The organism is Microcoleus sp. B9-D4 (assembly GCF_036705105.1).
In the GTDB taxonomy this organism is placed as follows: Bacteria; Cyanobacteriota; Cyanobacteriia; order Cyanobacteriales; family Microcoleaceae; genus Microcoleus.
This window is the reverse complement of record NZ_JAUBTS010000003.1, coordinates 167,366-191,578: the sequence shown is the minus strand read 5'-3', so window position 1 is coordinate 191,578 and position 24,213 is coordinate 167,366. Positions and strand designations below refer to the sequence as shown.

The following is a 24,213-nucleotide window of genomic DNA, read 5'->3' as shown; positions in this document are numbered from 1 at the left end:
TCTAAAAGGTCAAAGTTGTAATTACTCCCAGCGGTGGCAGGTTGGGAACCAAGCCGGCTGTAGTACCGCTGCCGTCGCCGACGAATAAGAACGTTACTACGTCTATGGCAATCACAATGCCGAAGGCGAGGGCAATTTGGGTGACAATTGGACGCCAATCATTGCCTTGCTGCGCTTGGTTGTAAGCGAATAAAGCTGCGGCGGCTACTAGCAAGAGAAATACGCCTCGAATGGCATTGAAAATTAAAACGATCGTTGATTCGTCAATGGCTGTTCCTCCTCCTGCTGCTCCAGCTTCGGTTGCTAGATTGGTCATAAACGCTTGGAGACCGCTTAGAAAAACGGCTTGGGCTGGGGTCTGAAAGTTATTCAGGAACATTGTTACTGTGATGACAGCAACGGCTAAGTGCCAGAAGCGAATTTTGCTACCCAGCAGTTTTTCGAGGATGGGAATGCTGCGGGTAATTTGCCATAGTCCGAAGAACACCAGAGATGCACAGCTAAATACGCTGACAAATAAGGGCTGGACAAGAGTTAGATAAATGGCTGCAATTAGGCAAATTGCAATGAAGGCTAAATCGGCGTTATTGAGTTTGAATTTACGCATGAATTTGCTAAAATGGCTGCGGCGTTTGTGGATAATGCTTTGGTTAGCAACGCTGGTGCGATCGCCATGAGAGCGGTAGTTGTTGTGTAAGTAATCGTTTTGCATGGGATTTGTCCTCAAAGTGGTTTAAGCTTGCAATTCGTTGCTGTCTTCTCGCGATCGTTCTTTGCGTTCTGGCGAGGTATAGTTGTAGTCTTTAGATGCTTGAGAATCTCTAGATTGGGTTTTTTGCGGCTCTGGGGAGCCGACTACAGCCTCCATTTCTTCAACAGCAATGTGGCACTGCCGAACGTCTGGCGGCTTTCCTTTGACCAGAACGGCATCGAACACTTGTGCGTCACCTTGGCGGGGGTTAGTTCCGATCAGTTGTTTTGACCCGTCAGGCAGATCCAGGATTTCAAATTCGTATTTGACTGCCCCGGTCGTGCCGTCTTCGCGACGCGATTCTTTCCAAGGAAACACTGGATCTTTTTCCCCGCTAAAGCGTTTGGGGAAGGTGTCCTGAAACTTTTCAACTAAAGCCTGGGCAGTTGCTAGTTTGTTGTACTCTTCTTCCGACTGAGGCAATTTGAAAATGGCTTCTCTTTCTTCTGGAGTTAGCTTGTCCCGATCCGGCTCAAATTTCCAGCGTTCGCCATTCTTGGTTCCGGCAAAAATTTCGGTATTATCGCTGCCTTTGACGGCAACTTTAACTTCGTTATTTTCACCAGTTACATACAAGCTGCCGCCACCATCAAAAGCAATTCCCGATTGGGGAGACTGCCCCGTAGCGAAAGCATAATTGACCAAGCAATCTGCTACAGCTTCTCGCTGCTGCTGTACTTTTGTTTGAGTTACCATTTTGCTAAGAAGATCCTCTGGTTCGCCTTCCTCCTTGTCGATACTGTTAGGTGCAGTAACTGCGGGCTGAACTTTTTGACGGGTTTCTGGCCCTTGTGAATTAGGATTAAATTCTGATTCAACCGGCATTTGAACGGTCATTTTATGTTCCAGTTTGTCAACGATGCTTTCAAGGCGATCCAATCTCTTTGAGAGGTTGCCTAAATAGTCTTGGATTTGGTCTAACTGTTCGCTGATGCTGGTATTTTTATCGAGCTGTAGAGGTCTAGATTTCTGGTAGTTTGGGTTGAGCTTGCTCTCTAGCTCGCCAATCTTTTCGCCAATTTGAGCAGCCTTGGTTTCGGGATTGTTGGTTTTAACTTTCTCAGTGAGCTTGGCTTCAATGTCGCGATCGCTTCTCTGAGGCTGGCTCGTTTCCAATTCCTCTGGTTCAGTTGCAGCAGGCGGTTCTAATACCTGCTTAGCCCGTTCAGCAAGTTTTTCAGTGCGTGTATCTATCGCCTCTATGCCGGAAATGACATCAGCGTGTTTAGCACGAGTCGCAACTCGGTCGGCGCGATCGTTTAATGAGTCAATTTGTTCGAGAATTTTTTCGAGTTTTTCTGCCTGTTCCTTTTCCCTCGCTCGTTCAATGTAATCAATTAGCTCCCCAATACTCTTTGCTCCAAGTAGACCCATTAAAGAGGCAGTTTGGACGGTTAAGCCACTTACGGTTAATCCGTTAATTTCGCTTCCCATAGAAGCGACACTTGCTCCTTGGCGATCGGTTTCTTTTAGAACAGTTTCAAGGGTGTCGAGTAAAGGATATTTTGCTTCGGGCTGTTCAGCCACTTTTTGCTTGATTTGTCCGTTATCATTCTGATTTTGAACGCTGCGATTTTTAGCTATTTTGCCCAATACACCATTGGGGATAGGAGCATTATCATCATCAGAAAGTAGTTCTTCAATATTATCTTCTTCCTCCTTTCTTTGCGTTCTGCTGGTAGCATTTTTAGAAGCTACTGACTTTCCTAGCTGCCGTTTAGACTGCGATGATTTGCGAGTTTGCGTATTTTGGCTGGGAATGTCTGCATCTTCTTCTAGATCGCTTAAATCATCCTCCAATTCATCATCTAGTTCTTCATCAAATTCTTCGGAAATGCTGTCCTCCTCTAATTCATCACTGGCATCCAGCCCGATTAAGTCCATAATTTGGGAGGGAGTATAGTAATTGTTATTGTCTTTGGTTTCAACGTCAGCTTGTTTCAAATTTTTAACTAAATAGACACCGCTGGTTCTCTGGCTGGGGTCTTTAGTTAAATAGAAAACAAAGCCAGACACCTCACCTCCTTTTCCTTCAGTAACTAAATCCATGCTGACACTAGCTTTGTGATTGCCAGATTCATTGATTCTGTCGGGTCGTTTGTTGAAGGATTCAACGAAGTTTTTGAAATCTTCCCAGTCCTCAATGCCACCTTCTTCTTGGATTGTTTCTATGGCAGCATCAAGGGTTTCCTGAATGTGTTCCAGTTTTTTGACGTGTTTTGGATCTGTGGCTGTTAGGACAGACCAAGTACGCTTTGGGGCAGAAAATTGTCTTTTGGAGTTGGGCTTAGTTGAGAGTTTGGCAGCCATTTTTTCTCACCTCCTACGAGGAAATTAGATGCGACCGTTAGGTTCGATATTGAACTTTCAGCAGTGCTTTAGATTGTCAAACAGGACTATTGGCTAGTTGCGCGATTGTTTGATTGGGTATTTGTTCGCGGGTTTCGCTCAAAAGTTCTGTTCTGATTTTCCCTCTTAGTTCTTGGTGATACTCGCCTAGCATTCTGCTGAATTCTTGCAGAACTTCTAGGTTTTGTTTGGGTAACTGTCCTGCTTTTACTGCTGTCTCTACACCCTTGGTCATTTGGCAAATGTGCGTGCTCATTATTCGCAGTTGGGCACAAGTTCCTTCATTGATAGCGGGGACTGTGCGGTCAAGGCTAAAAGCGCGTTTACGCAAGTAGTCAGACAGGCTTTTTTCACCTGCTTCTGCGGCACGTTTCACTAAATCTGCCTTTTCAAAGGTGGTTAGACGCACTCGGACGACTTCAGTTTTTCCAGTCGGTTTGGAAAGTTGGTTTTTGGGGAGAGTTGCAGTTGTAAGCACATCAATTCTCTAGGGCTAACTAATGGTTTATTAAGGCTAAGTTGAACAGCAAGGGATTAGGTCAGAGCAGTTGTTGGCATTAAGTTAATTTAATGCTCAGCAACCGAGGTTCCCTAGAATTTCCTGAACCTTGATGGCAAGGTTTGAGCGGTGATTTATCCATTGCTTTCATTGATTCAATTGTCAGCAATTCTGTTGGAGATGAGCCTGTTTCTTTCGGTTTATGTTTTGTTCGGTCACAGGTCGCATTAGTGAGAAGCTACTAGAGCAGTTTTTATCATCCAGATGGCTGATTCGAGGTGGATAATGCTGTCTGGATTGCTTGTAGCTTTTGACTGTGATGTTTTAAGCCTGTAAATTGCATCATTGTTGAGCATGGTTTACAGCCAAGCGTGCTTTGTTGTTGAGGACGGTTTTTAGTTTGCGATCGCCGTCGCTCAACAAAGTCTTAATATTTCGTGCTGGGAGTTTAAGCAAGTCTGAGTTGATATTCCCAGAAGAATCGCTCTGTATTGTTCGGGGTGCGACACAAGTATTTCCAAATGTCCAAGTGTGTGTCCATTGCCAAACCTATGACGATATAAGATTCTTCATTGTCTGTCACTGCATCCCCAAAGTTAAAATCCGGTTGCACCCAATTGTCAGGCAGGGCGATCGCATTCGGTTCAGGGGCAGTAGTATTGGTTGGATGCGCCATTTCAGGGGGCGCGTAGTGTTTTTGTGGCATTTAGTCGATTTTAAGGGTAAGCGATCGCTCTGCTGACTGGCGGTAGCCAGAGAAGAGGTATTCGTCAGCTACTTATGCTGAAGCGAAGATAGGTCGTTGCCTTTTGCACAAATTCTGACAAGTGGGCGATTTGGGCGATTTACTCATTTTTACCCCCCTCTTACGTCTATTTGACATGGCTTGCTATGCGACTAGCGCACTAATTAGGAGGATTTAAGAGGTGTCGGAGTACAAAAAATCGATTAAAAAGCAGCGACAGTTTATTTAACTTAATTAAATTTTGTAAAAATTGGAGGAAAATTTAGGATTTTTGAGGGACAAACAGGAGATATTAGGAAATAAGAGAAAATAAGAGGAAATAGAAGGGTAAAAATATAAAGCTTTTTGTGGCTTTCACTAACTATCGTGGTGCGTTCCTTCTCACAAAAAGTTGCACCCTGTGTGAAGGATGCAATTTACGCTTATTGCTGGCAGATATTACTTCTTAGAAGAACCTGGCCTTTGTCGTAACATCAGTGGGGTTAGTACCTGAATCAGCAACGCGACGGTAAAAACCCTCCGACTGTCTGGGCAGGCAGAGGGTCGCAACTATCTAGTCTTAAAAGAGGTCGTGTTTGCCTGTATCCGCACCTAGCTCAATTCGTGCTGCACAATAGGCTGCTGGAACGTTGCAATAGCGACATTCCCAGTGGCTTGGTGCTTGAGGTGGGGGAGTTGATCCACTAATTATGGCAACAGTTTGGAGGAAGAAATCCTTGAATTTCCTGTCAACATCTAATGGAGGAATTTCTACTATTTCATCGGGATACACGAGCCGCCCTGCGGGAGTCTGACCTTGGCAGAGAAGTTTGCCTTTAGGTGAGAGAGGAAACAGCAGCATATAAATTAGCACTTGATACTTGTGTGCAATTTTCTGCTTGCCGGATTTACAATCTTCTATGATGATCTGACCAAAATCATTCACTACAATGTCCGGCTTGCCACCGATGTCGCAAGTCTTCCCGTGAATTGTGAAGGAATTGTCATCCTCAACATAGACAGCAGACTTTTGGGCTTGATGTTGCATTTTCTGCTGGATTACCATCTTGTCATGGGCAGAGGAGTCAAAATTACTGGGTATTTTGGGGAACTGGTAGTTAGCCAACGACCATGCTGTGAACTGGCACTGCTTTTCTTGAGCCATTAAGCCAGAAAGCCAAGTCACCCAGATATAAGGTTTTGAACGTTTTTTAGCAGCGGGTTGAGTCGTTTTGGTTTCCTTGGGGAATTTGGTAGACGTTGATTTGCGAGTCGTCTTAGGTTTTTGATTGGAAGAAATTGAGAAAGCTTGTCCTGATTCTTCGGGAAAAAGGGAAAGTTGTACGTTCATATTTTTTTAAGTGAAATCTACTTTTTTGGTAGATGATTGACTGCTGAATCTAGATTAATCAATAAAGCCTGTCAATAAAATGAGTTTAAAATAGAGAACAAATAGAATTTAATAGAGTTTTTTATCAAAACCGAATTCCCGTCGAAATTAGAAGAATGAATTGCTATGCTAAAATGGCTGGCACGAACTTAATATACTCTCTCTATTGCCGGTGTGATATGGACTCCCAGGATGACTCACAACAATTAAAGCTTATGTTTCTAGGGGAACTGGCTAACCGCTACGGTTTTTTTGGGAAGCACCGAGATGTTTTCTTAAGTCGTTTTGATGAAAACAATGCGAATAAGAAGCGTAAGCCACTTGCAGAATATCTGTGGAAAAACGAGGAGATTGCCAATCAGGAACAGACTTTCCAAGATCACTTGACTGATGTATGCGATGTGCTGTCTATAAATGGCTGTCCTATTGTAAAACCAACTGGTCGAGGTAAACCCCGCAAAGGTGAAAGCCCTTGGGAGCAAGCATTCAAGTGGTTGTGGGAAAAACAGTTTCCTGAGTGGCTTCAAAAAAAAAGGTCTAATGATTCAAGCGTTGGTACAATCGCTCTTATCGCGGCAGCAATGGACTGGCACAGACAGTTTCGATCGCTGATTGACATTAAGACAGAAGGTTTCGTAGGTCGTAAATACGTTTTCGATAAGATTGAAGATTTCCTGAGCAACAAGCCCAATGGTTATTTCACCATCGAAGGCGACCCCGGCTTGGGTAAAAGTACAATACTCGCCGAGTACGTCCGGCGACATGAATGCGTAGCCCATTTCAACGATCGCCTGGGAAGTATCAATCGCAGTAGCCAATTCCTAGAGAGTGTTTGCACGCAACTGATTGCCAAATACCGCTTGCCCTATTCGGAGTTGCCGCCCGATGCCAATCAAAACAAGGCTTTCTTGGAAAAATTACTGTCTGAAGTCAGCGAACAACTCAAGCCTGGAGAACGACTGGTAATTGTTGTCGATGCGCTGGATGAGGTTGACTTGGAGAGCCAGGACAAAAGTGCCAACATCCTATACCTACCCCGCTACTTACCCCAGAATGTTTACTTCGTGATTTCACGGCGGCGGGGGGTCGATCTTCTCTTTTTGGTGGACACGCCGAAGCACCTGTTTGACCTGATGGCAAAGGAATATGCTGACCGTAGCTTACAAGATGTTACAACCTATATTCGGCAGCACATTAATGAGCATGAGCGACTGCGCCAGTGGATTGAGGCTAACAGCTTGACAGTCGAAGATTTCATTACCCAACTAGCCGACAAGAGCGAAAACAACTTTATGTATTTGCGCTGCGTGCTGGTGGACATCGAGGATGGAATTTACCAAGACTCAACTATCGAAAGCTTGCCCCAAGGTCTAGAAAATTATTACAAAGATCATTGGCGACTCATGGGCATGACCACCGACCCGCCACCGCTCACCAAGTTCAGAATTGTCTACGTCTTATCAGAAAATCCCGAACCTATCCCTTATAGGGACATTGTTCAAATGATCAAGTATACGGGAGAACAAGAGGCCGAATTTAAGGTGCAATACGTACTTAAGGGATGGAAACAGTTTTTACACAACCCAATCATGTACGGGCAAACCTTCTACAGGTTTTATCATGATAGCTACCGTCGGTTTCTCGAAAACCGCGAGGATGTAAAGGCAGCAGGAATAACAATTGAAGACATAAAAACCCTAATGCCAGATAGTGAATGGCAGGAGTTGTACGGCGATGGGTAGGTTAGCAGAACGCTTAAAGCAACTACCGCAAGGCAGCAGAATTTATAAATTGAAGGCTCTACCAAAGCTGCTGGCACAGGCTTCCCAAGTAGATCGGCTGTACATCCTGCTAACAGATTTTGATTTCATTGAAGCTAAGATTTCTGAATTAGGGCCACAACCACTGATTGAGGATTATGACTTGGCTTTCACTCCTGACATCTTAAATTCTGGAGAGTGGGTTAAGAGCAAGGGTGACAATCTGAGAATAATTCAAAGTGCGCTGCGGTTGTCGGCTCACATCCTGGAGCAAGATAAAACGCAACTAGCAGAACAACTGCTAGGTCGCTTGCTTTCATACAAAGCACCAGAGATCCAGGTGATACTGGAGCAAGCTAAACAGTGGAAAGCTGCCCCCTGGTTCCGTCCGCTAACGCCCAGCCTAGCGCAACCGAGTGAGCCATTGCTGCGTACCCTGGTAGGACATACTGGCGGGGTCAACGCAGTGGCAGTGTTTCCAGACGGGCTGCAAGCAGTTTCAGCGTCAGATGATGGCACTCTGAAAGTCTGGGATTTACAGCGTGGTATAGAATTGCACACGCTTCAAGGTCACACTGACGGAGTTAGTGGAGTAGTGATAACACCAGATGGACAATGCGCTGTTTCAAGCTCATGGGATGGCACTCTGAAAGTCTGGGACTTAAAGCGTGGAAAAGAACTATCTACCTTGCACGGTCACACTCAGGGAGTTAGTGGAGTGACGGTGACACCTGACGGGCGACTGGCTATTTCTACCTCACAAGACTATACTCGCAAAGTATGGAATCTTGAAACTGGAAAAGTTCTTAAAACCTTTTGCATTCCAGATAGTCCACCCAGTGAATTCCCAGCAATAATGCCTGACGGAAAAAAAGTTATCTTTCCTATTCGTAAGTACCCGGTCACTGAAAAAATAACAGTAACGCTGGACGGGAAACAGCTTTTCACTGCATCGAATCACTCGGCTCCAAATGCTACCAGCCTTCAAGTTTGGAATCTAGAGGATGGGGAAGAGGTACTCACTCTTTGCGAACACACAAGCGTGGTAAGTGAAGTGGCGGTGCTGTCTGACGGGCAACGTGCTATCTCAGCTTCAAATGACCTAAAAGTCTGGGATTTGAAGAGGGGGGTACAGCTATTTACCTTACCTAACTCTGGGGGTTGTATTGAATCAGTTGCAGTAGTGCCTAAAGGGCAAGGTGTTCTCTTCACTTCAGGCGACCAGCTCAAAATCTGGGATCTCCAAAGCAGGACGGAAGCACTGACTCTAGGCAACCATACTCAAGCCCGGGCAATTGCGATAACGCCGGATGGACAAGGTGCTATCTCCGGTTCATCGGATGGTACTCTTAGGGTGTGGAACCTCAAGAGCAGTTTCGAGCAACTTCCTCAACAAAGCTACACCGCAAGTGTAAACGCAGTGGTGGTGATACCGAAGAAGCAACAGGCTATCTCCGGATCGCAAGATGGCACGCTTAAAGTCTGGGATTTAGAAACTGGGACAGAGTTACTTACATTGAAGCATCGCAGCCGTGTCCAAGCCGTCGCAGCAATGGCCAGTGGAAGCAGGTTTATCTCTGGTTTCTACGATGGTACTCTCAAAATCTGCGATTTAGAAACTGGGGCAGAGTTGCTCACCATAGCAGGCAGTTTTGCGCCTCCTATCCAACTTACTACCCCAACGGGGGATACGGTATTACTACCAGCATTAGCAGCCGTGCCAGTTGAGGCGGTAGCAGTGACACCAGATGGACAGCGGGCTGTTTGTGGCTTGGGCGATGGTGCGCTTGAAGTGTGGCATCTCCACAACACAACCAAACTGCTCACCCTGATCGGCCATACTCAACAAGTGAGTGGAGTAACTGTGACTCAAGATGGCTTGCGAGCTATCTCCAGTTCTTTTGACGGCACCTTGAGATTATGGGATTTGCAACAAGGAACGCAACTGCTCTCGCTGCACAGCCATGATAGTGCTATCAATGCAGTTGCATTGATGGCAAAGGAGCAGTATGCGATCTGTGCTTCCCACGATAGCACCCTCAAAGTTTGGGATCTTCAAAGCCGAACACAACTGCTCACTCTACACGGTCATACTGATATTGTTTGGGCTGTGGCAGTAACACCAGACGGAAAACGTGCCATCTCAGCGTCGAACGACTGCACTGTGAAAGTTTGGGATCTGGTTCAGGGAAAGAACATAGCCAGTTTCCGTGGGGAGAGTCCATTAAAGTCTTGTGCTGTGGCATCAGATGGAGTGACGATTGTTGCGGGTGAAGAATCAGGAAGAGTGCATTTTCTATGTTTGGACGGGATGTAATGCAGTCAACCCGATGCGATCCTCAGTTATCACATCCACTCTGGCGATTGCCTTATCCTTCTTTTTCAACCCGTTTTTTCAGTCTCGTGTCGGTACAAGCAGCCAGGGGGGACTAAATGTAGGCTAATGTGTAGCAAGGGAGTGACAAAAGGCAATGAAAAATTTTCCATTGGACTTTGTGCGATCGCGCCCAGTTCCCCAACCCCCTGCACTCGACTAAACCATTTCCAACTCCCTCGGTTTCGATTCAGTCGCGGGCGTGAGAGTAGTTCGGGACTGAGACAAAGCTTTTTCCCGTTCTACAATCATCTCTTGGAAACGCGCCGCTGCTTGCTCTGTCAGAGGAATTTGAACCTCCCCGGTGTTAACGTTAGCTTTAAACACGGTGCGCTTGGACTCGTTTCTGACAAAGCAATCCCCGTTAGGCTGTACGTAAGCTGTCCATTGGTTGTCGCCAAACTTAAAGTGCTGAGTGCTATCGGAAGGAAGGTGCGATCGCGTAGCCGCCGTCTGTGGGCACCGCCGTTGCTTGTAGGTTTCCGAAACGACGCTAAAGAGGGTGTCTTGCAGAGAAAGCCGCCAGTTGTCAGCTTTAGCGTTGGTGGTGTCACGCTTTCCGTTCAGTGCTGTTTCTGGTTTTGAAGCCGGTTCTTGTGGGAGTTTTGGGGGTTGGGGCGTGCTATCATTTTGTGCGATCGCGCTACGCCCAGTTTTCGCCAACTCAGAACGTTGAGATACTTCAGGTGAATCGATCGGTGGCAATTGAATTTCAGGCAACCGAATCGATTCCCGGTTAACTTTCAGCATAACCGACCTACCGCCTTTGTCCGGGGAAAGCGTCGCCTCAAAAGTAGTTCCAGGGGGAAACTTAGGACTTTCGGGGGAAAATGTACCCAAGTTTTTATCGTCAAGCTGGATAATGGGAGTGCCTTGAAATCGGTAATACTTCTCGTGAGTGGGAGGTAAATCGATCATTCCCACTTGCAGAGTTACTTTCCGATCCTTCCATTTTGACTTGGAGAAATCTTCCTCTGAGTAATCGTTATCGGGATGTTTGACATTGACTACTTCTATTTGATTTACCCGATAATTTGACAAAGCATTGGAGATTTCATCCATGAACAGTTTGTAGACCAGTGCGCCTCTACCTGCTTTATCTTGAGACTCGATCCACCGACAATCGACGGGAGGTACGATGAGGAGTCTGGTTTCATTACCGGAGTAGTTTGTTACCTTCAAAGAGTCGGTGTCGATGCGATCGTTAGAATTGTCTCCGTATTTGGTATCCAGTTTCGCCACCATGCTTTGGGGTAAGTTTTTGAAGGCGAATTCAACTAGCGGCAATTCGGGATGAGCAGTGGCTTCGTATGCAATTCCTTTGCTATCGAGTGCGTCTTTCCATTGGTTAGGAAGGTCAATGGTTCTGCCATCTTTAGTTTTAACTTTTTGGAAAGGAACTTGCAGCACGTAGACATCTCGCGGTAAGGCTTCGTGCAGCAATTCGTAGTCTTCTTGGAGGGAAAAGGTAATTTCCAAATCCTCTGCCACCTTCTGGCAAATTGTCCGGTGTTTGCTCAGATTATCGGAAGTGTGGGTAGCTTGGAATAAGGCATGAGCCGCCCTAGTTTTTCTGTCTGGAGTATCCCAAATTTCGTCAATCTCCGCTCGATAACTGTCATAAAGTTTGCCCATTTCCTCTTTTCGAGTTTTGATATCGCTGCCAGTGCGATCGTAGATAATACTTTTGTCCTCTTGAAAGCGCTGCACCAGGTCTTTCGCCCATTGCAATTCGTTTTCTTCCCAAGGCAGGTCATTTTCTTTGCTGTGTCGGTACTCGATTCCTCTCTCTACTAAGGCATTTTTGTACTCATAGAAAACGTGCAATTCCTTCCCTTCTTTTTCGTACTCAATGCCCGCTGCATCTAGTTCCTTACGATTGTCTTTTGACACGATTAAATGAGCCGGAATCGGGGGTAGAATGTGCTGAAATTCATCTCGGTTACGGTGGATGAGTCGCGTTTGTTCCCAATAAGGGTTAACGGCTTCTTTGGCTAGGACGTAAACAGCATTGGGAAAATCGGCGGGCATGGGAAATTGTTTGTACAGTCGATCGTCTCCTTTGTACTGGAAAAAGTAAGTGCAGCTTTTATGTTTCTCGCACCATTCATCTACTTTTTCTAGTAAAGTGTCGGGATTTAGACCTGTTTTCTCTTTCACTTCTTTGGCATCTTTACCCCGCAGCGAGTTTTTCTGGTAGTCAACTTCGTACTGTTCCATGATGCTGAGAGCGGCGATGAATCGCTTTTGCTGCTTGAGAAATAGCTTTTCATCTTCGCCGGAGTTGGGGATAGCGGCTGCTACTTTGCCAATGGCTAAAGCGACGATTCCGACTTCATTTTGAGAACTGGCAACTCCGATTTTTTCTAGGGTGGTAAACTTGCGATCGCCTGCTTTAACTTTACCTTGTCTGACTTCAGAATCGTCTTCTCGATACCGAACTTTCGTATAGGGAACTTTCTCAGCTTGTACCACTTCCCCGAAGTCAAATAACCCGTCTTGTGCTGGTAAGATTTGTTGGGCAATGTGAGGAAGTTTTCTAGATTCAATGCCAAATGGTTCGTCACCGTCAAAGTCTCCTTGATGGAACTTTTCTAAGTCTTTGGGATTGAACCAAATTACCCCTTTGATTTTCGCCATGACAGCGCGGGTTTCCTCTGGAATATTTTCCAGGTTTTTTGCGTGTACATTTTGATATATCCTCAGACCATCTTTGTTAAGAATTGGGAATCGACCTTGAACGCATTCTCCTTCTTCTAAATGGTTAGCGCAAACCGTGCCTTTGGGTAAATCTTCGCAGGGTAGAGCCATTGCCGAAGTCATTGATAAAGCTCCCCTGGTTGCCAGATTTCGCCATTTGGATGCCAGCCACCTTTCTGCCATATTGGTGAATTCGGGACTGCCTATCATCAGTCCGAATTTATCGGCTTTGAGCATCTGGATGTCCTGTCTTTCCCGCTTTTTATCCTCGGTATTTTCCTCGCTGTCACCGTTAATTTCGTCGTCACTTGTAGTTGATAGTTTTTCCTGCTGTTCTTTAAGTTTTCTTTCGTTCAAACGCGCTAAAAATGCTTCGCGCTTGTCATAATCTTCAATCATCGCTTGGCGCAATTTCATGGGGTCGCGTTGCAGTGCTGCCAGTCTTTGGGCTTCGGCTTTAGTTGTTGGTACTAAATCTTGCCTTTGGGCTTCTTCGTCGAACCAAACTCCAGTAGACTGCCAGCTTGTTTGGGTGATGCCGATTTGACTGTTTTTGCGGTTTCCAAGGATGGCTTTGGGTAATTCGTAATCCCCACAAGGAATGAGTTCTTTGAGTTGTTTTTTATTGATGCCTTTGATGCTGGAACGGTCTAAAATAAGTTGAGGTTTGTTGCCTTCAGAGTTGGCTAATGAGTCGAGTAAATTGTCATCGGGACGGAGGGTTCCTTTAGCCAAAAAGCTGACTTGGGGTGAGGATTCTGTATTTTCTGAATTCCAACTGCGTAGCCAAGCGAAACGGAATTGGCTGGCTCGATCTTTCTCGCCGCCGATGCTTTTGAGTAATTCGGAACTGATTGCACCGTGACAGTCTCCGGTTCGATATTTAGCATATTGCGGGTCGGTGAAATCAACAATTTTTACTCGCAGGTTGTCGCATTCTGATACGCCGGACATACAAGTGCTGACGAGAAGGGAACCGTAGCGACAAGCAGTGTCTTTTTCGGTTACGAATAAGTCTCCTATCTTTTTGGCTAGGGTTTCGTCACCAAAGTAATAGCTATTTCCAGATTGAAATATCATGCGTCGCTTGATGCCATCTTCTGGGTCGTGGATGCTGGCGCGTAATTGGCGAGAATCTGGATTGGATTTGTCAAGTTTGACAATCATTAATGACTTCAGTTCCTCTGGTTGAAACATTGCTTGCAGAATAGAGTGGCGCAGGATTTCTGGATTGTTGAAAAATTTGCCTGCATTTCGACCTTTGGTATCAGTGTAAGCGGCATCGAAAACGGGAATCTTGAGTCCTTGTTCGGTAACAACTGTGGCGACCATGAGTTGATTTCTCCCTAGAAACGAGGTGTTAGAATAAGAATTGTTGAAACAGTTGGTAAGGCAGGTAAGAAAAGTCTATCTAAGCCTTAACAGGTTGAAACTTGGTCAAGTGTTGACCGTTGGAAGTGTTTTTGAGGTGATTGAAATGGAACTAAAGGTTGATACAATTGTTAATCCGGCTCTGTTTGAAGATGAAGATACTGAGCTGGTGGAATTGGCGATCGCTCCTGAAGATGAGGATAAATACCCATTCGTGCGTCCCAGCAGTGCTCCTGCGGATTTGATGGACAGACCGGGGAGAGTTATTACAGAATGGGAGAATATGGACTTTGATGAGCGAGTTCAGGCTGACCCTACATATATAGATAGGGTTTAGGCGTAGGGGGACACATAGCAGAGGCATGGGGTGTTTGGTTCGATGGGGCGGCGGTAGCCGCCCTTTAAACGTTTAATATCTTTTAGTTTTGACCTATCCTTAATGGAAAACCCTTTATAATACAAAATATAATACAAGTACCATACAGTAAAGAATGAGCCCCTATCCCCTTAACAATCAACAGCAAGAGCAAATATACCACTGGCTAAACTCCCTTGTAGGGCCTGGTTCTGCTGCCTTCTACCGCGATGCCTGTCGCCTCATGGAAATGGAGTCGCCGTTAGAGTCCACAACACATTATGTAGCTCACTCATTGCGAGAAATTGAGAGTGCGTTACGCGATGTGTTAGAGCCATTAGCAAAACCTGTGGTAAGCAACCCCAATTTGTCTAAGTGTCCAAGCTGCGGGGATAAATTTTCACAATCTAATCAGGCTCCTTCTCATAAAGATGAAATTAGTGCTATTTTGCAAGCACTGGGCATTCCTGAAACAGAGACAGTAGCTCAAACTTGGCTGAAGTTAGCAGGTAGACAAAATGAATATGGTTTGCATGGTCGCGCACATCGTAACGATCTTGGCCCGCCACGTCCACTTGATGAAAGATTCAAACAATTTTGGAGGGAAATTCAGAAAGTATTGTATATTATCCTTGACAAATTTGAAACTCGCTATTCGAGAGTCTATATTCTTCTAAATGAGCTTTTATCCAAGCCTGAACCTACAAAAGATGATTTAAAAAACCTTCGCCTTAATGTTCCTAATAGCTTTGTAGCTATCAGCTACTTTTTTGAACGGTTGTCTTTCCCAGGATGGATCGACAAACTTCGGGACAAAGATTTTTTCAAAAGTCCACCTGAGCCAGAAGTTGATACAGATACAGGAAGGATTCTTTTTAGGCAATGGCCTCAGTCCCGCTACTTAGCACGGATGGCTTCTCAAGAACCAGCAAAAGTTCTAGATATTGCACTAGAGATTTTAGAAACAGGAACAAAAAATGCTTTCGTACACGAAGATTTGGCTGAAGCAGCCCTTGCAATGCCACCTGCTCTGGCAGCTCGTTGGGTAGAGCAAGAAATAGAATGGCTCAAAGAGCAGGATTATCTGTACTTTCGATTACCAGAAAAATTTGGTAAATTGATTGTTTATCTTGGAAACAATCACCAGCTTGATGCGGCAATCCGATTGGTTCGCGAACTTCTAAATGTACAGCCAAATCCTCAAAGCAATGGTCTGCTTCTAGGAATACGCAAGCGCTGCGATGACTACCCTTATAAAAAAATTCTTACAGAATACATACCAAAGTTAGTAACAGTAGCCGCCAATGAAACATTCCAACTTCTCTGCAATTTACTAAATGATACTATTGTCTTCTCGCAGATACCTCGCCAGGCTGGAACTTTTGAAGATTACTCATATAATTGGTATCCCAGTTTTGAAAGTAATCAGCCAAATGTTCCCTATGACGTAAGGAACTTTTTAGCAACTGCGGTATGGGAGACTATAGAACAAACTGCTAGAAATCCTCCCGAGCAATTGTCGCCACTGCTGCAAGTTATTGATGGCTATCATTGGCGAATTTTTCATCGTATCAGACTTAACCTACTTCGCCGCTTTCCTAACCAGTTTCCCGACATGATAGCACAAGCTTTAGCTGACAAACCGCGCTTGAATGAGTCGATACTTTACTGCCATGAATATGCACTTTTGCTCAGAGAGCGTTTTGCTGACATTGGTTCTGAAGTACAGGAGACAATTCTAAGTTGGATTGCAGAAGGGCCAACCAATCAATTAGAGGTTTGTGAAGAGGACAGAACTGGTTACGTAAAACAATGGCAGCGAGACAGGCTAGGAATTTTAAGTGGTAGTCTTTCAAGCGAGTGGCGATTGCAATATGAGCAGTTGGTTACAGAACTTGGTTCTCCTGCGCCTTTAGAGGCTGTTAGAGGTACTGGGGTATGGCAAGGGCCTACCAGCCCAAAGTCTGCTGAAGAACTATCTTTCATGACTATTTCAGAGCTATTCGATTTTTTGAGGGAATGGGAACCTTCTGGAAGATTATTCACACCATCCCGTGCGGGTCTGTCGATGGAGCTTTCTAAAACTATTGCTCAAAATCCAGAATTTTTTGTAAGCGAAATCGAACAGTTCAAAGAAGTGGACTTGCAATATAGGGGCGGATTCTTAAATGGTCTGACTCATTCGTTGTCAACTCACGGACAACGGCAGGCATTCTCTTGGTTACAACCGCTTGAATTTTGCGCTTGGATACTAACACAAAAGTCAGAAATACTTGGAAGTCGAGACCAGGTTACAGATTGGCATCAGGGCTGGAATTACATCTGCGACGAAGTAGTGACGCTTATCAAAAGTGGTCTGCAACCAATAGGGGTAAATGAAATTCCTATTGAATTCTGCAATCTGGTTTGGACAATACTAGAGCAGCTGACTGACGATCATTCCGTTACACCTGGTTTTGAGGCACACTATCGTTACTCAAATGCCACAAATGCTGAGGCTGCTGTTAATACTGTTAGGGGCAAAGCAATGCACGCAGTTTTCCAATATGCTCTATGGATAAATCGGCATACAAAGGCAGATAAAAACCTAGAGGAGCAGGCAGAATTAAGCTTTGACAAAATTCCTGAAGTACGGGAAGTTTTTGAGCGCCATCTGAATCCAGCACACGATCCTTCCGTCACAATCCGCTCTGTTTACGGCGCATGGTTTCCGCAGCTAATAAATCTCGATTCAAACTGGACTACTCGCAACTTGAATAGGATTTTTCCTAGAGACGAGGTTTTCCAAGATTTGTGGGATGCGGCTTGGGAAGGTTACATTACTTTCTGGTATGATCCTAACTCTATAATCTTTGTAATTCTCAGAAAAGAGTACAACCATGCCATTGAGCAAATTGGTGCTGCTACTCCCGAATCGCAAAATCCCTCAAGAATGGATGAAGCTTTAGCTGCACACCTACCATATCTCTACTGGAATGGGGATTTAGAGCTTGGTGATTCTGATATGTTGCTAGAAAAATTCTTTGCAAAAGCTTCAGGCCAACATCATGAACAGTTCATGAGGCAGATTGGAGAGCAGCTACGTTATGGAAATTCTGAGGTAGAAGTTGATTTGCTCCAACGATTGAAAAGACTTTGGGAATGGCGTGTTAGCCAAGTCAAAAATGCAACAGCAAGTAACTTACAAGCATTAGATTTGAGATATTTTAGCTGGTGGTTCGCTTCAGGAAAGTTTGATAGCAATTGGGCTATCGCTCAACTAAAAGACGTTATCAGATTGGTTAAAGATATAGACTACGATGACCAGCTGCTACCTCATTTGGTTGCACTTGCTCCCTTAATGCCGCTCTCTGTAGTTGAGTGCTTGAGTTTGATGGCTGATGAACTCCGAAGCGAGGACTGGTCTTTTTCCTATTATCAGGAGGACAGCGGCACTATTCTATTGACCGCTCTTCAAAGCGGAGATGAGGCCAGTCATAGGTTAGCAGAGGATTTGATCAACCGTTTATTAGCTCGGGGAATAGCAGACTTTAGAGATTTGCTGACAAACATGGACAACTGAAATTATTTGATCGACAGACGATAAAGTTTTGAATCGTGATAGGGCTCATAGTAGATTCAATTGCTAAAGCTACATTTTTTTAAAGCTTAATATCAGGTTAGCATGGTGTTATTGGTTCACTTGCGATCGCTTTTACCACCGCGCACACAGACTGCTGGGTAATGTAAACCGATCGCGCCGTCCCACTCTCCAAATCAAAATAGGTCGCAAACCGCTTGAGATTGCCCGCAGCCATCCGATACAGGTAATCCGCCGCCTCAGCCGCCACCCGGACATTCACGCTCTCGCTCTGCAAATTCAGCACTGCCATCTCAGCACAAGATAAGTTATTTGTCAACTCTTCAGGTTTCGGTTTCAAAAGGTCAGGAGCTTGCAACATCGGAGATGGCAACCTAGCACATCCCAGCCCCCCAAAATTATAGAACTGCGGGTCAGTTTCCAAAGAACTGCCCAGCAAGATTTGTCCGGCTGCTGCATGATTTCCGCAATCCAGATACCACACGCGGGGAATTTCAGAACGGCTGTAAAATTGGTTTAACTCCAGAGCCTGATTAATTGCCGCTCTCCCGGCTGCCCTGTCCAGGCACCCCACCAGGATGGTCAGCTTGTCGTAGGCGTAGCGGATTAGCTTGGGGTCAAATTCCTGCACGAAAGCCGTCGTGTCAACTCCCCAAGCTATAGAGTATCTCAACGCTAGAGCCAGCGCCTTGGGCAGTCCGATTTCCTTATCGCAGAAAGCCTGCCTGCTGATGTTGGCCTCTTCAACTATATCGGGATCTGCGATCGCAAATTGCACCTTTTTCCCCGACTTACCCAAACTCCGTGCCAACCGTGCAATATGGTAAGACAGCCAAGAACCCGTTCCTCCCGCCCCAATTAGCCAAAAATCAATCGAATCAGCTTGTCTGACAATCAAAGGCGAAGCTTCCAAATAATCATAATTAAACATGGGTAAATCTCCAAATCTTGTTTACAATTCGATGGGGTCATCTAACAAAGATGGCGCAATAGAACTAGAGTAGACTTTAGAAATCAAATCGTTTTTTTGTCCGCCAACTGTGACATCTACAATGAAACTAGGCAATTCAAATATCCAGTCAGCAGGAATGTGCCAGAATTGCCGATAAACTCCCACGCGGCAAATAATTTCAGCACTCGATTCAGTTACTTTCCCCAAAACTGCAAAAATGCGGAAACCCCCTTCATCTGCATCATCAGCACCAGAGAATAAAGCCGCCATCCGATTGTGCGAATGTACCTCTACAGTGGCGTTAATGTACGAAGAATCTAAACCGTATTCAATCGCTTTGCATTTAGCAGAACTTTGCGTTTGCTCTGGAATTACCATCCGCCATTGTCCTTGTTCCTGATGAATATGAAAAGTGATTTCTAACGGCGGTTCTGCAAGCGCGGCGATACAACTTTCCTTCCACATCTGGATGAGTATCTGCTGAGGGATTCGTCCGGGAGTTAATCGGACTAAAGGCTCAATCGGTTCTAATCCTCTGAGTGACGCGGTAAAAAGTTGAACCGGAATTATCACTTCTAAACCCGGTCTAACTGCTCTAGCAAAAATACCATTGCTGCCAATCAGGTACTCGAACATACTGCTAGAGTGAGGCGGCAGATTTTCTCCGAGTTTGACAATCTTATAATCAACCAGTTCGAGCTGGTAGGGATTAGGGTTTGGTGGTTCAATCATCAGTTATTGCTGCAACTAATTTGACAATTGTTTGCTTGGTAGCAATTAAATCTTTAACAGGGTAAGATGAACGTTTAACCGCTTTTTCGAGTTGTCCGCGTACATCACTGGGTTGTGCCCTAGATTTGCCATCGCTCAAATGTCCGTTGAAAGGACTAGAGATAAACAATTCCCAAGCTTTTGTAATATTATTGGGCGAAGCAACAGGCGGTTTATTATCTCCCCAGCAGATTCGTCCGCAAGATTGATAGGAATGCAAATAAACATTGGGCAGCGGAACGTGAAAAGCTTCTGCTTCTGGGTCAAATTTCGAGCCTTTAATTGCCCAAACCCAGTAATCAGATTTCAACCCCAAAAACACCATTGCTGGTAAAGGAATCAAGTGCTTTGATTCCAACAGATTTATTTCGTGTTTCTGAGGTGGTACAAATTTAATTGTCCATTCCCCGGCGCTGCCAGTTCCCCAACGTACTATCCCCGATTCAGGGTTTATCCAACCCGAATCAATGGGTGTATTTGCAAAAGCTGCTCGCAGAGTTGCTGGAGACAGACATTTGTACTTGGAAATATCCCCCGATTGATAGTGAAAAATGTAAGTACCGCCCTCAATAAAGAGAAGTTCGGCTTGAATAGCGGACAACTTTCGCGGGGCAACATCTAGTACCTCTCGAATTATTTCAGATGCAATGTCAGATTCCATAATGCTAAGATGTGCGAAAAATTGGTGTTAGGGTCAGATTCAATCCAGTCAATCAATTCACAGGCTTTATCTAATAGCTGAGGGGCTTTTTTCCATTCACTAGCTAGGAATTTAATGTCTTCAATTGTCCAGGGTCTTGATTCAAAATTGCGATTCCAGTAACTTTCACAGCAAACACTTTGGTCTAGCCAAATATTTCCTGTTTCCAAGTCAAGGAGTGCTAATGCTGTCGGCAAATCGCTGATAGGAGGTGCAACACGACGGGCTAATCTTTTAAGAAGTTTGAAGTTAGTTTTTTCGGGATGTGCAATGTCTTTCAAGCTGTATCCAAACGTGCATTCGTACCACGATTCCCCTTCCTCACCTGCTACCGATTCCAACCACCATCGACCTGACTGCGAAAGCGGGAGTAATCTCTGCCATCCGCTTCGCAATGCGTCAATTCCTTCTTCATGGTCTTGCCAATCTATTCCTTTAGGCGAGACAGGAATTTGATAGAGGCGCTCTTCATAAGCACCCTCTATAATTATGTCGTCAATGGGAAACAGATGTTCGCTAACTAGCGAAATAAACTCCAACTCCTTCGGACTGTGACTTTCATCTTCAGAGTAGAGTTCGGATTGGCTTTTTTCCCATTCCAAAGGAAACAATTCCTGGTAAAGAGTGAGTAGCTGATAAGTGTTCAGCTTAGTCCACAAATAATCGGTTGCTGATTTAAAGTCGGTGATTGGTTGGCACCGCTGTAATATTTGCAAAGCGGATTTAGCATTCCAAATTGCAGCCATATCAAAACCCCATTGGAACTGCACCAGCTACAGAGCGACTATTTAACAGTCGTTCCTTGGTTTGCTCAACTGCTCTCACGTCGTCTGTCCCTTTTGAAATAGCTAACTCAATAGCTTTTACCATTTCTTTCATAGTCGCGCTATCGAGTTCGCCAGAAAGCTCTAACCGTTGTAGTTTCCGGCACATAGATAGTGCTGGATTGACTTCCTCTGGTGCATTGATGAGGAATTCTAAAGGAGTCATTTTCATGGTTATTTTACTCCTTTAGAGCCGTTGCGTTTGGCTACTGTAATCAATTCTCCAGGTTTTCTAATGATGTCGGCGTTAGCGCAATCGGGGTAATAAGTTGTGAGCAATTTGCGGAGTTCGTTATCATCATTTGCTATTTCCTCATCAACAGGATGCTGTTGTCCCTCGAAGGAAATTAGCACTTTCTTTTTTGAAGTCATTTTTTTCTCCCAAAAGTAGGTATGTTGTTCAAATCCCAAATAAGGTCAGTTGCGTTCCAGTAGTTTTAGACTCTGTAGAAGTTGTAGACGTAGTGGTGCTACTTGCTTCGCCTCTGGGTTTATTTGGGCTAGTGGTTCTTTTCTTTTGGTTGTGACCATTAGCAATCTGTCGCCGCACTTGGCGATTGGGAAAATCTGCTACAAGTTCCTTCAGCAGTTCTTTTAGAGGAGGCGGTAATTCTCCCAAGGATGACTCCCTTATCGTTTGGCTAACAGGAAAATCGCCGTGACTGCTTGCTGAAATGATTACAATCCGTCCCTCTGAATGACCATCATCTGGTTTAAATGTTAGGTGCAGTTCGACGATACATTTATCGAAGATATAAGGTTCTTCTTGAGGTTCGGATTGTAAATTGCTGGATTCTTCGGTTTCAGAGAGAGCATTTTCTTCCTCTTCCTCTACCCAATTTTCATCATCTATGGAGTCTAAATCGTTCGTAAAGGTTGATGATTCAGTAGCAACTGTTTTTTTAACTTTAGCTGGCGAGAGTAGAGCTAGATAAGGTTTTTGAGCTTGCCAGCGAGTTCGGTCAAATAGCAGCCCAATTTTTTGGAATCTCTCCTCTATGGTTTCTTCATCCTCTGACTGAAGAGTATACTCAATTAGCTCCTCGCTCGTTACCGATAAACTCGCCGTAGCGACTGCATTTTTTGGTGTTAACCATTTCATTTGAGCGGTGTTATTTAATAGCTTATCATAGTGTATCTGGGCGATAGCCCCCCTAACTGGTGTTAATTAAAATCATTCTTATTCAAAGCTCCACTTATTAGTAGAAGCGGCTCATCGGCGTAGGCTTCTATTTCCAAGTAATCGGTCATTGCTTCAGCGACAGCGGCTCTCATCGAACCAAGGATTACGAATAATCGCCCATCTTTAATCGGAAAAGATATATCTAGGTGATTGTCTCCCTCCTCAATCAAGATGACAAGTTTCCCTCGATAAATTCTGTAAGTAATTCTGTCAAATGTTGAAATATCAAACGAGTGGTTATTGTGTCTTTTCATGGAAAGAGTTATACTAGATTAATTCAAAAAAGGTTAGCAGATAGCATATAATAGCTATCTGCGGTTAGTGAAATCTCCCCAATCTTTTGTCTGAAAACCTTCTGCTAGCCGACTCTTGCTTTCACCTTCTTATTAGAAGTATCAGTGTTTTTAGGAAGCGCTTTTTCTTTACGCCCAGTCTTCTGTGTGGTAGAATGAGTTTCCTGAGAGTTTAATGCACGATTAGAAATTACTTCAGTGGCAGCGGTCAGATTTGATGGCACGATTCCGTATTCAACTCTGAGTTTACGCTCAATTCGAGTGCCATCAACGGGAATGCCTTGTTTCCAGTCAGCTAGGATTTTGCGTTTGTTGGGTGTAACAACTAGCTTTTCTGTGCGGTACTCTGTTGGCAAATCACAAGGATTTATTAACACTTCGCAACTCGGCGGATTTTCCTTGAGTCGGATGTGACGCGAGCGCCCCACAATCTCTGTAGGAATTACTCCCATTGAGTGAAATTGTAGCAGGGTTTTATCTAGACTGTTGCGCCACCGTTCCAGTCGTTCAATTGCCTTATTATGCAGTTCTACTAAGTGTTTTAAGCGTGCTTTTACGGCACAAATTTCAGCATCTAGTTGGTCTGCTAGTTCGGCTTGCGTGTCAGCAGCAATTTCGTGGTCTGTCTGAATTTCCCAAATTTCTTTGAGGATAGCCTCTTCTTCTTCGGGAGTTTCAGCAGTTTCCAATTGATTCCAGAGTTCTACTGCTTGTATTGAATATCTGGCTAACGAATCTTTAGCTAAATACATTAGTTACCACCTTCCACAACAATGAAAATATTCATCAAAAGTTTCAATTCGAGCGAGTATGGCTAGGGTTCCTGGCGTGAGTTCATTTGGTTCAATTTCTTCATCGCCTACTTCCTTATTTGGTAGTGCTTTTATGTAAAGGATGGAGAAATTTGAGGCGGTTGAACTTTCAGCATTCCTAATCGGATTTGGTGATTGTAGTCATGAATGAAGTTCCAAATAGCACCCTTGTGATTCTCCAACTTTTTAGAAAACGATAACGTCTTCCTGACTAATCGCGAAATTCGTTGCCTGAGAGTATTGTTCAATCGTTCAATGTAACTGGTTAATCCACTTTCCTTGCCGACAGACTTATGCCTTTTACTTGGTAAAACTACGGCATAGGCTTCCCAGTGATCGGTATAAATCTTGGCACATTGGCGATAGACACTCGGTAGTGAATCCCATAATGCTTGAGCCGACTTCGAGGAGCGGTCTCCAATATGACATCCGATCACTTCCCGAGTCTTGGTATCCATTGCTAACCAGACCCATTGTTTATTCCCTTTGTCATCTACAAAAGACCAGAGTTCATCCATTTGGACTGTGTGTTTTCCAACTTCTTTCGGGATGACCGTGGCTTTGAGTTCTATTGCACCGTACAAGTGGTTCACATAATTTTGGAGCCAGCTCTCAGAAACGCCCATGACTCGGGCAATACCAGCGAGGGAAATCCGCTCCAGCAGAAGTAACTCAATTTTTGCCAAAGTGTCGGTGTCTTTGGCTGTCCACTGAGGATTTTCGACAAATTGCCGACCACAGTCGCGACATTTGTGGTTTTGTTTGCCCCGACGAGTCATCCCATTTTTCATTACATCGTCAGAACCACAAGTGGGACAAATCAGA

Annotated in this window: 20 protein-coding genes; 4 read left to right on the top strand and 16 right to left on the bottom strand. The window is 44.7% G+C overall.

The window, feature by feature from the left end:
• Position 1 precedes the first annotated feature (1 nt).
• The 5 genes from QUB24_RS03150 to QUB24_RS03130 all read right to left on the bottom strand — a co-directional run bounded on the left by QUB24_RS03150 (position 2) and on the right by QUB24_RS03130 (position 5,674).
• Positions 2-712 (bottom strand): hypothetical protein, encoded by a 711-nt coding sequence (locus QUB24_RS03150; RefSeq protein WP_333150550.1) that lies wholly within the window; start codon positions 710-712, stop codon positions 2-4.
• A gap of 21 nt (positions 713-733) precedes the next feature.
• On the bottom strand, positions 734-3,061 hold the full coding sequence (locus tag QUB24_RS03145; RefSeq protein WP_333150549.1) for a hypothetical protein: 2,328 nt from the start codon (positions 3,059-3,061) through the stop codon (positions 734-736).
• Between the two features lie 76 nt (positions 3,062-3,137).
• A complete protein-coding gene (locus tag QUB24_RS03140) occupies positions 3,138-3,578 on the bottom strand; it encodes a plasmid mobilization protein (RefSeq protein ID WP_333150545.1) in 441 nt (146 codons plus the stop codon).
• 469 nt (positions 3,579-4,047) lie between these two features.
• Positions 4,048-4,305: a hypothetical protein gene (locus QUB24_RS03135; RefSeq protein ID WP_333150544.1), complete on the bottom strand. Its 258-nt coding sequence runs from the start codon at positions 4,303-4,305 to the stop codon at positions 4,048-4,050.
• Between the two features lie 598 nt (positions 4,306-4,903).
• Complete coding sequence (locus tag QUB24_RS03130; RefSeq protein WP_333150542.1) at positions 4,904-5,674, bottom strand: PD-(D/E)XK nuclease family protein; 771 nt, start codon at positions 5,672-5,674, stop codon at positions 4,904-4,906.
• A 254-nt stretch (positions 5,675-5,928) separates the two neighbouring features.
• Between QUB24_RS03130 and QUB24_RS03125 the strand changes: the two genes are divergently transcribed.
• Together QUB24_RS03125 and QUB24_RS03120 are read left to right on the top strand one after the other, a co-directional pair.
• The gene (locus tag QUB24_RS03125; protein ID WP_333150540.1) at positions 5,929-7,455 is read left to right on the top strand and encodes an ATP-binding protein; all 1,527 of its coding nucleotides are present in this window, start codon (positions 5,929-5,931) and stop codon (positions 7,453-7,455) included.
• Positions 7,448-9,790, top strand: coding sequence for a hypothetical protein (locus QUB24_RS03120; RefSeq protein ID WP_333150538.1), 2,343 nt, complete (start codon positions 7,448-7,450; stop codon positions 9,788-9,790). The genes QUB24_RS03125 and QUB24_RS03120 overlap by 8 nt, the downstream gene beginning before the upstream one ends.
• A 216-nt stretch (positions 9,791-10,006) precedes the next feature.
• Here QUB24_RS03120 and QUB24_RS03115 read toward each other — a convergent pair whose 3' ends face one another.
• Positions 10,007-13,879, bottom strand: coding sequence for a hypothetical protein (locus tag QUB24_RS03115; RefSeq protein WP_333150536.1), 3,873 nt, complete (start codon positions 13,877-13,879; stop codon positions 10,007-10,009).
• A gap of 145 nt (positions 13,880-14,024) precedes the next feature.
• Between QUB24_RS03115 and QUB24_RS03110 the strand changes: the two genes are divergently transcribed.
• On the top strand, positions 14,025-14,255 hold the full coding sequence (locus QUB24_RS03110) for a hypothetical protein (protein ID WP_333075433.1): 231 nt from the start codon (positions 14,025-14,027) through the stop codon (positions 14,253-14,255).
• Between the two features lie 313 nt (positions 14,256-14,568).
• Positions 14,569-17,835, top strand: a complete 3,267-nt coding sequence (locus tag QUB24_RS03105; RefSeq protein ID WP_333150534.1) for a hypothetical protein — start codon at positions 14,569-14,571, stop codon at positions 17,833-17,835.
• A 97-nt stretch (positions 17,836-17,932) separates the two neighbouring features.
• Here QUB24_RS03105 and QUB24_RS03100 read toward each other — a convergent pair whose 3' ends face one another.
• The 10 genes from QUB24_RS03100 to QUB24_RS03055 all read right to left on the bottom strand — a co-directional run bounded on the left by QUB24_RS03100 (position 17,933) and on the right by QUB24_RS03055 (position 24,212).
• A complete protein-coding gene (locus QUB24_RS03100; RefSeq protein WP_333150532.1) occupies positions 17,933-18,784 on the bottom strand; it encodes a ThiF family adenylyltransferase in 852 nt (283 codons plus the stop codon).
• Between the two features lie 21 nt (positions 18,785-18,805).
• Positions 18,806-19,537, bottom strand: a complete 732-nt coding sequence (locus tag QUB24_RS03095; protein ID WP_333150530.1) for a hypothetical protein — start codon at positions 19,535-19,537, stop codon at positions 18,806-18,808.
• Positions 19,530-20,237, bottom strand: coding sequence for a hypothetical protein (locus tag QUB24_RS03090; protein WP_333150528.1), 708 nt, complete (start codon positions 20,235-20,237; stop codon positions 19,530-19,532). Before QUB24_RS03090 ends, QUB24_RS03095 begins: the two co-directional genes overlap by 8 nt.
• The gene (locus QUB24_RS03085) at positions 20,210-21,022 is read right to left on the bottom strand and encodes a hypothetical protein (protein ID WP_333150526.1); all 813 of its coding nucleotides are present in this window, start codon (positions 21,020-21,022) and stop codon (positions 20,210-20,212) included. The genes QUB24_RS03090 and QUB24_RS03085 overlap by 28 nt, the downstream gene beginning before the upstream one ends.
• A gap of 1 nt (position 21,023) precedes the next feature.
• Complete coding sequence (locus QUB24_RS03080; RefSeq protein ID WP_015211754.1) at positions 21,024-21,272, bottom strand: hypothetical protein; 249 nt, start codon at positions 21,270-21,272, stop codon at positions 21,024-21,026.
• A 2-nt stretch (positions 21,273-21,274) separates the two neighbouring features.
• Positions 21,275-21,472 (bottom strand): hypothetical protein, encoded by a 198-nt coding sequence (locus QUB24_RS03075; RefSeq protein ID WP_015211755.1) that lies wholly within the window; start codon positions 21,470-21,472, stop codon positions 21,275-21,277.
• A gap of 28 nt (positions 21,473-21,500) precedes the next feature.
• Positions 21,501-22,202 (bottom strand): hypothetical protein, encoded by a 702-nt coding sequence (locus QUB24_RS03070; protein WP_333150524.1) that lies wholly within the window; start codon positions 22,200-22,202, stop codon positions 21,501-21,503.
• A gap of 62 nt (positions 22,203-22,264) precedes the next feature.
• On the bottom strand, positions 22,265-22,537 hold the full coding sequence (locus QUB24_RS03065) for a hypothetical protein (protein WP_333150522.1): 273 nt from the start codon (positions 22,535-22,537) through the stop codon (positions 22,265-22,267).
• A gap of 104 nt (positions 22,538-22,641) precedes the next feature.
• The gene (locus QUB24_RS03060; RefSeq protein WP_333150520.1) at positions 22,642-23,328 is read right to left on the bottom strand and encodes a siphovirus Gp157 family protein; all 687 of its coding nucleotides are present in this window, start codon (positions 23,326-23,328) and stop codon (positions 22,642-22,644) included.
• Between the two features lie 131 nt (positions 23,329-23,459).
• Entirely contained in the window at positions 23,460-24,212 is a 753-nt protein-coding gene (locus QUB24_RS03055) for an IS1 family transposase (RefSeq protein ID WP_333150605.1), read from the bottom strand.
• Between the last annotated feature and the right edge of the window lies 1 nt (position 24,213).

Bases quoted from the DNA above. Each gene is read 5' to 3' on its own strand.
- QUB24_RS03150 (WP_333150550.1), bottom strand. From the start codon at position 712: ATGCAAAACGATTACTTACACAACAACTACCGCTCTCATGGCGATCGC.
- QUB24_RS03145 (WP_333150549.1), bottom strand. From the start codon at position 3,061: ATGGCTGCCAAACTCTCAACTAAGCCCAACTCCAAAAGACAATTTTCT.
- QUB24_RS03135 (WP_333150544.1), bottom strand. From the start codon at position 4,305: ATGCCACAAAAACACTACGCGCCCCCTGAAATGGCGCATCCAACCAAT.
- QUB24_RS03130 (WP_333150542.1), bottom strand. From the start codon at position 5,674: ATGAACGTACAACTTTCCCTTTTTCCCGAAGAATCAGGACAAGCTTTC.
- QUB24_RS03125 (WP_333150540.1), top strand. From the start codon at position 5,929: ATGTTTCTAGGGGAACTGGCTAACCGCTACGGTTTTTTTGGGAAGCAC.
- QUB24_RS03120 (WP_333150538.1), top strand. From the start codon at position 7,448: ATGGGTAGGTTAGCAGAACGCTTAAAGCAACTACCGCAAGGCAGCAGA.
- QUB24_RS03115 (WP_333150536.1), bottom strand. From the start codon at position 13,879: ATGGTCGCCACAGTTGTTACCGAACAAGGACTCAAGATTCCCGTTTTC.
- QUB24_RS03110 (WP_333075433.1), top strand. From the start codon at position 14,025: ATGGAACTAAAGGTTGATACAATTGTTAATCCGGCTCTGTTTGAAGAT.
- QUB24_RS03100 (WP_333150532.1), bottom strand. From the start codon at position 18,784: ATGTTTAATTATGATTATTTGGAAGCTTCGCCTTTGATTGTCAGACAA.
- QUB24_RS03095 (WP_333150530.1), bottom strand. From the start codon at position 19,537: ATGATTGAACCACCAAACCCTAATCCCTACCAGCTCGAACTGGTTGAT.
- QUB24_RS03090 (WP_333150528.1), bottom strand. From the start codon at position 20,237: ATGGAATCTGACATTGCATCTGAAATAATTCGAGAGGTACTAGATGTT.
- QUB24_RS03085 (WP_333150526.1), bottom strand. From the start codon at position 21,022: ATGGCTGCAATTTGGAATGCTAAATCCGCTTTGCAAATATTACAGCGG.
- QUB24_RS03080 (WP_015211754.1), bottom strand. From the start codon at position 21,272: ATGAAAATGACTCCTTTAGAATTCCTCATCAATGCACCAGAGGAAGTC.
- QUB24_RS03075 (WP_015211755.1), bottom strand. From the start codon at position 21,472: ATGACTTCAAAAAAGAAAGTGCTAATTTCCTTCGAGGGACAACAGCAT.
- QUB24_RS03070 (WP_333150524.1), bottom strand. From the start codon at position 22,202: ATGAAATGGTTAACACCAAAAAATGCAGTCGCTACGGCGAGTTTATCG.
- QUB24_RS03065 (WP_333150522.1), bottom strand. From the start codon at position 22,537: ATGAAAAGACACAATAACCACTCGTTTGATATTTCAACATTTGACAGA.
- QUB24_RS03060 (WP_333150520.1), bottom strand. From the start codon at position 23,328: ATGTATTTAGCTAAAGATTCGTTAGCCAGATATTCAATACAAGCAGTA.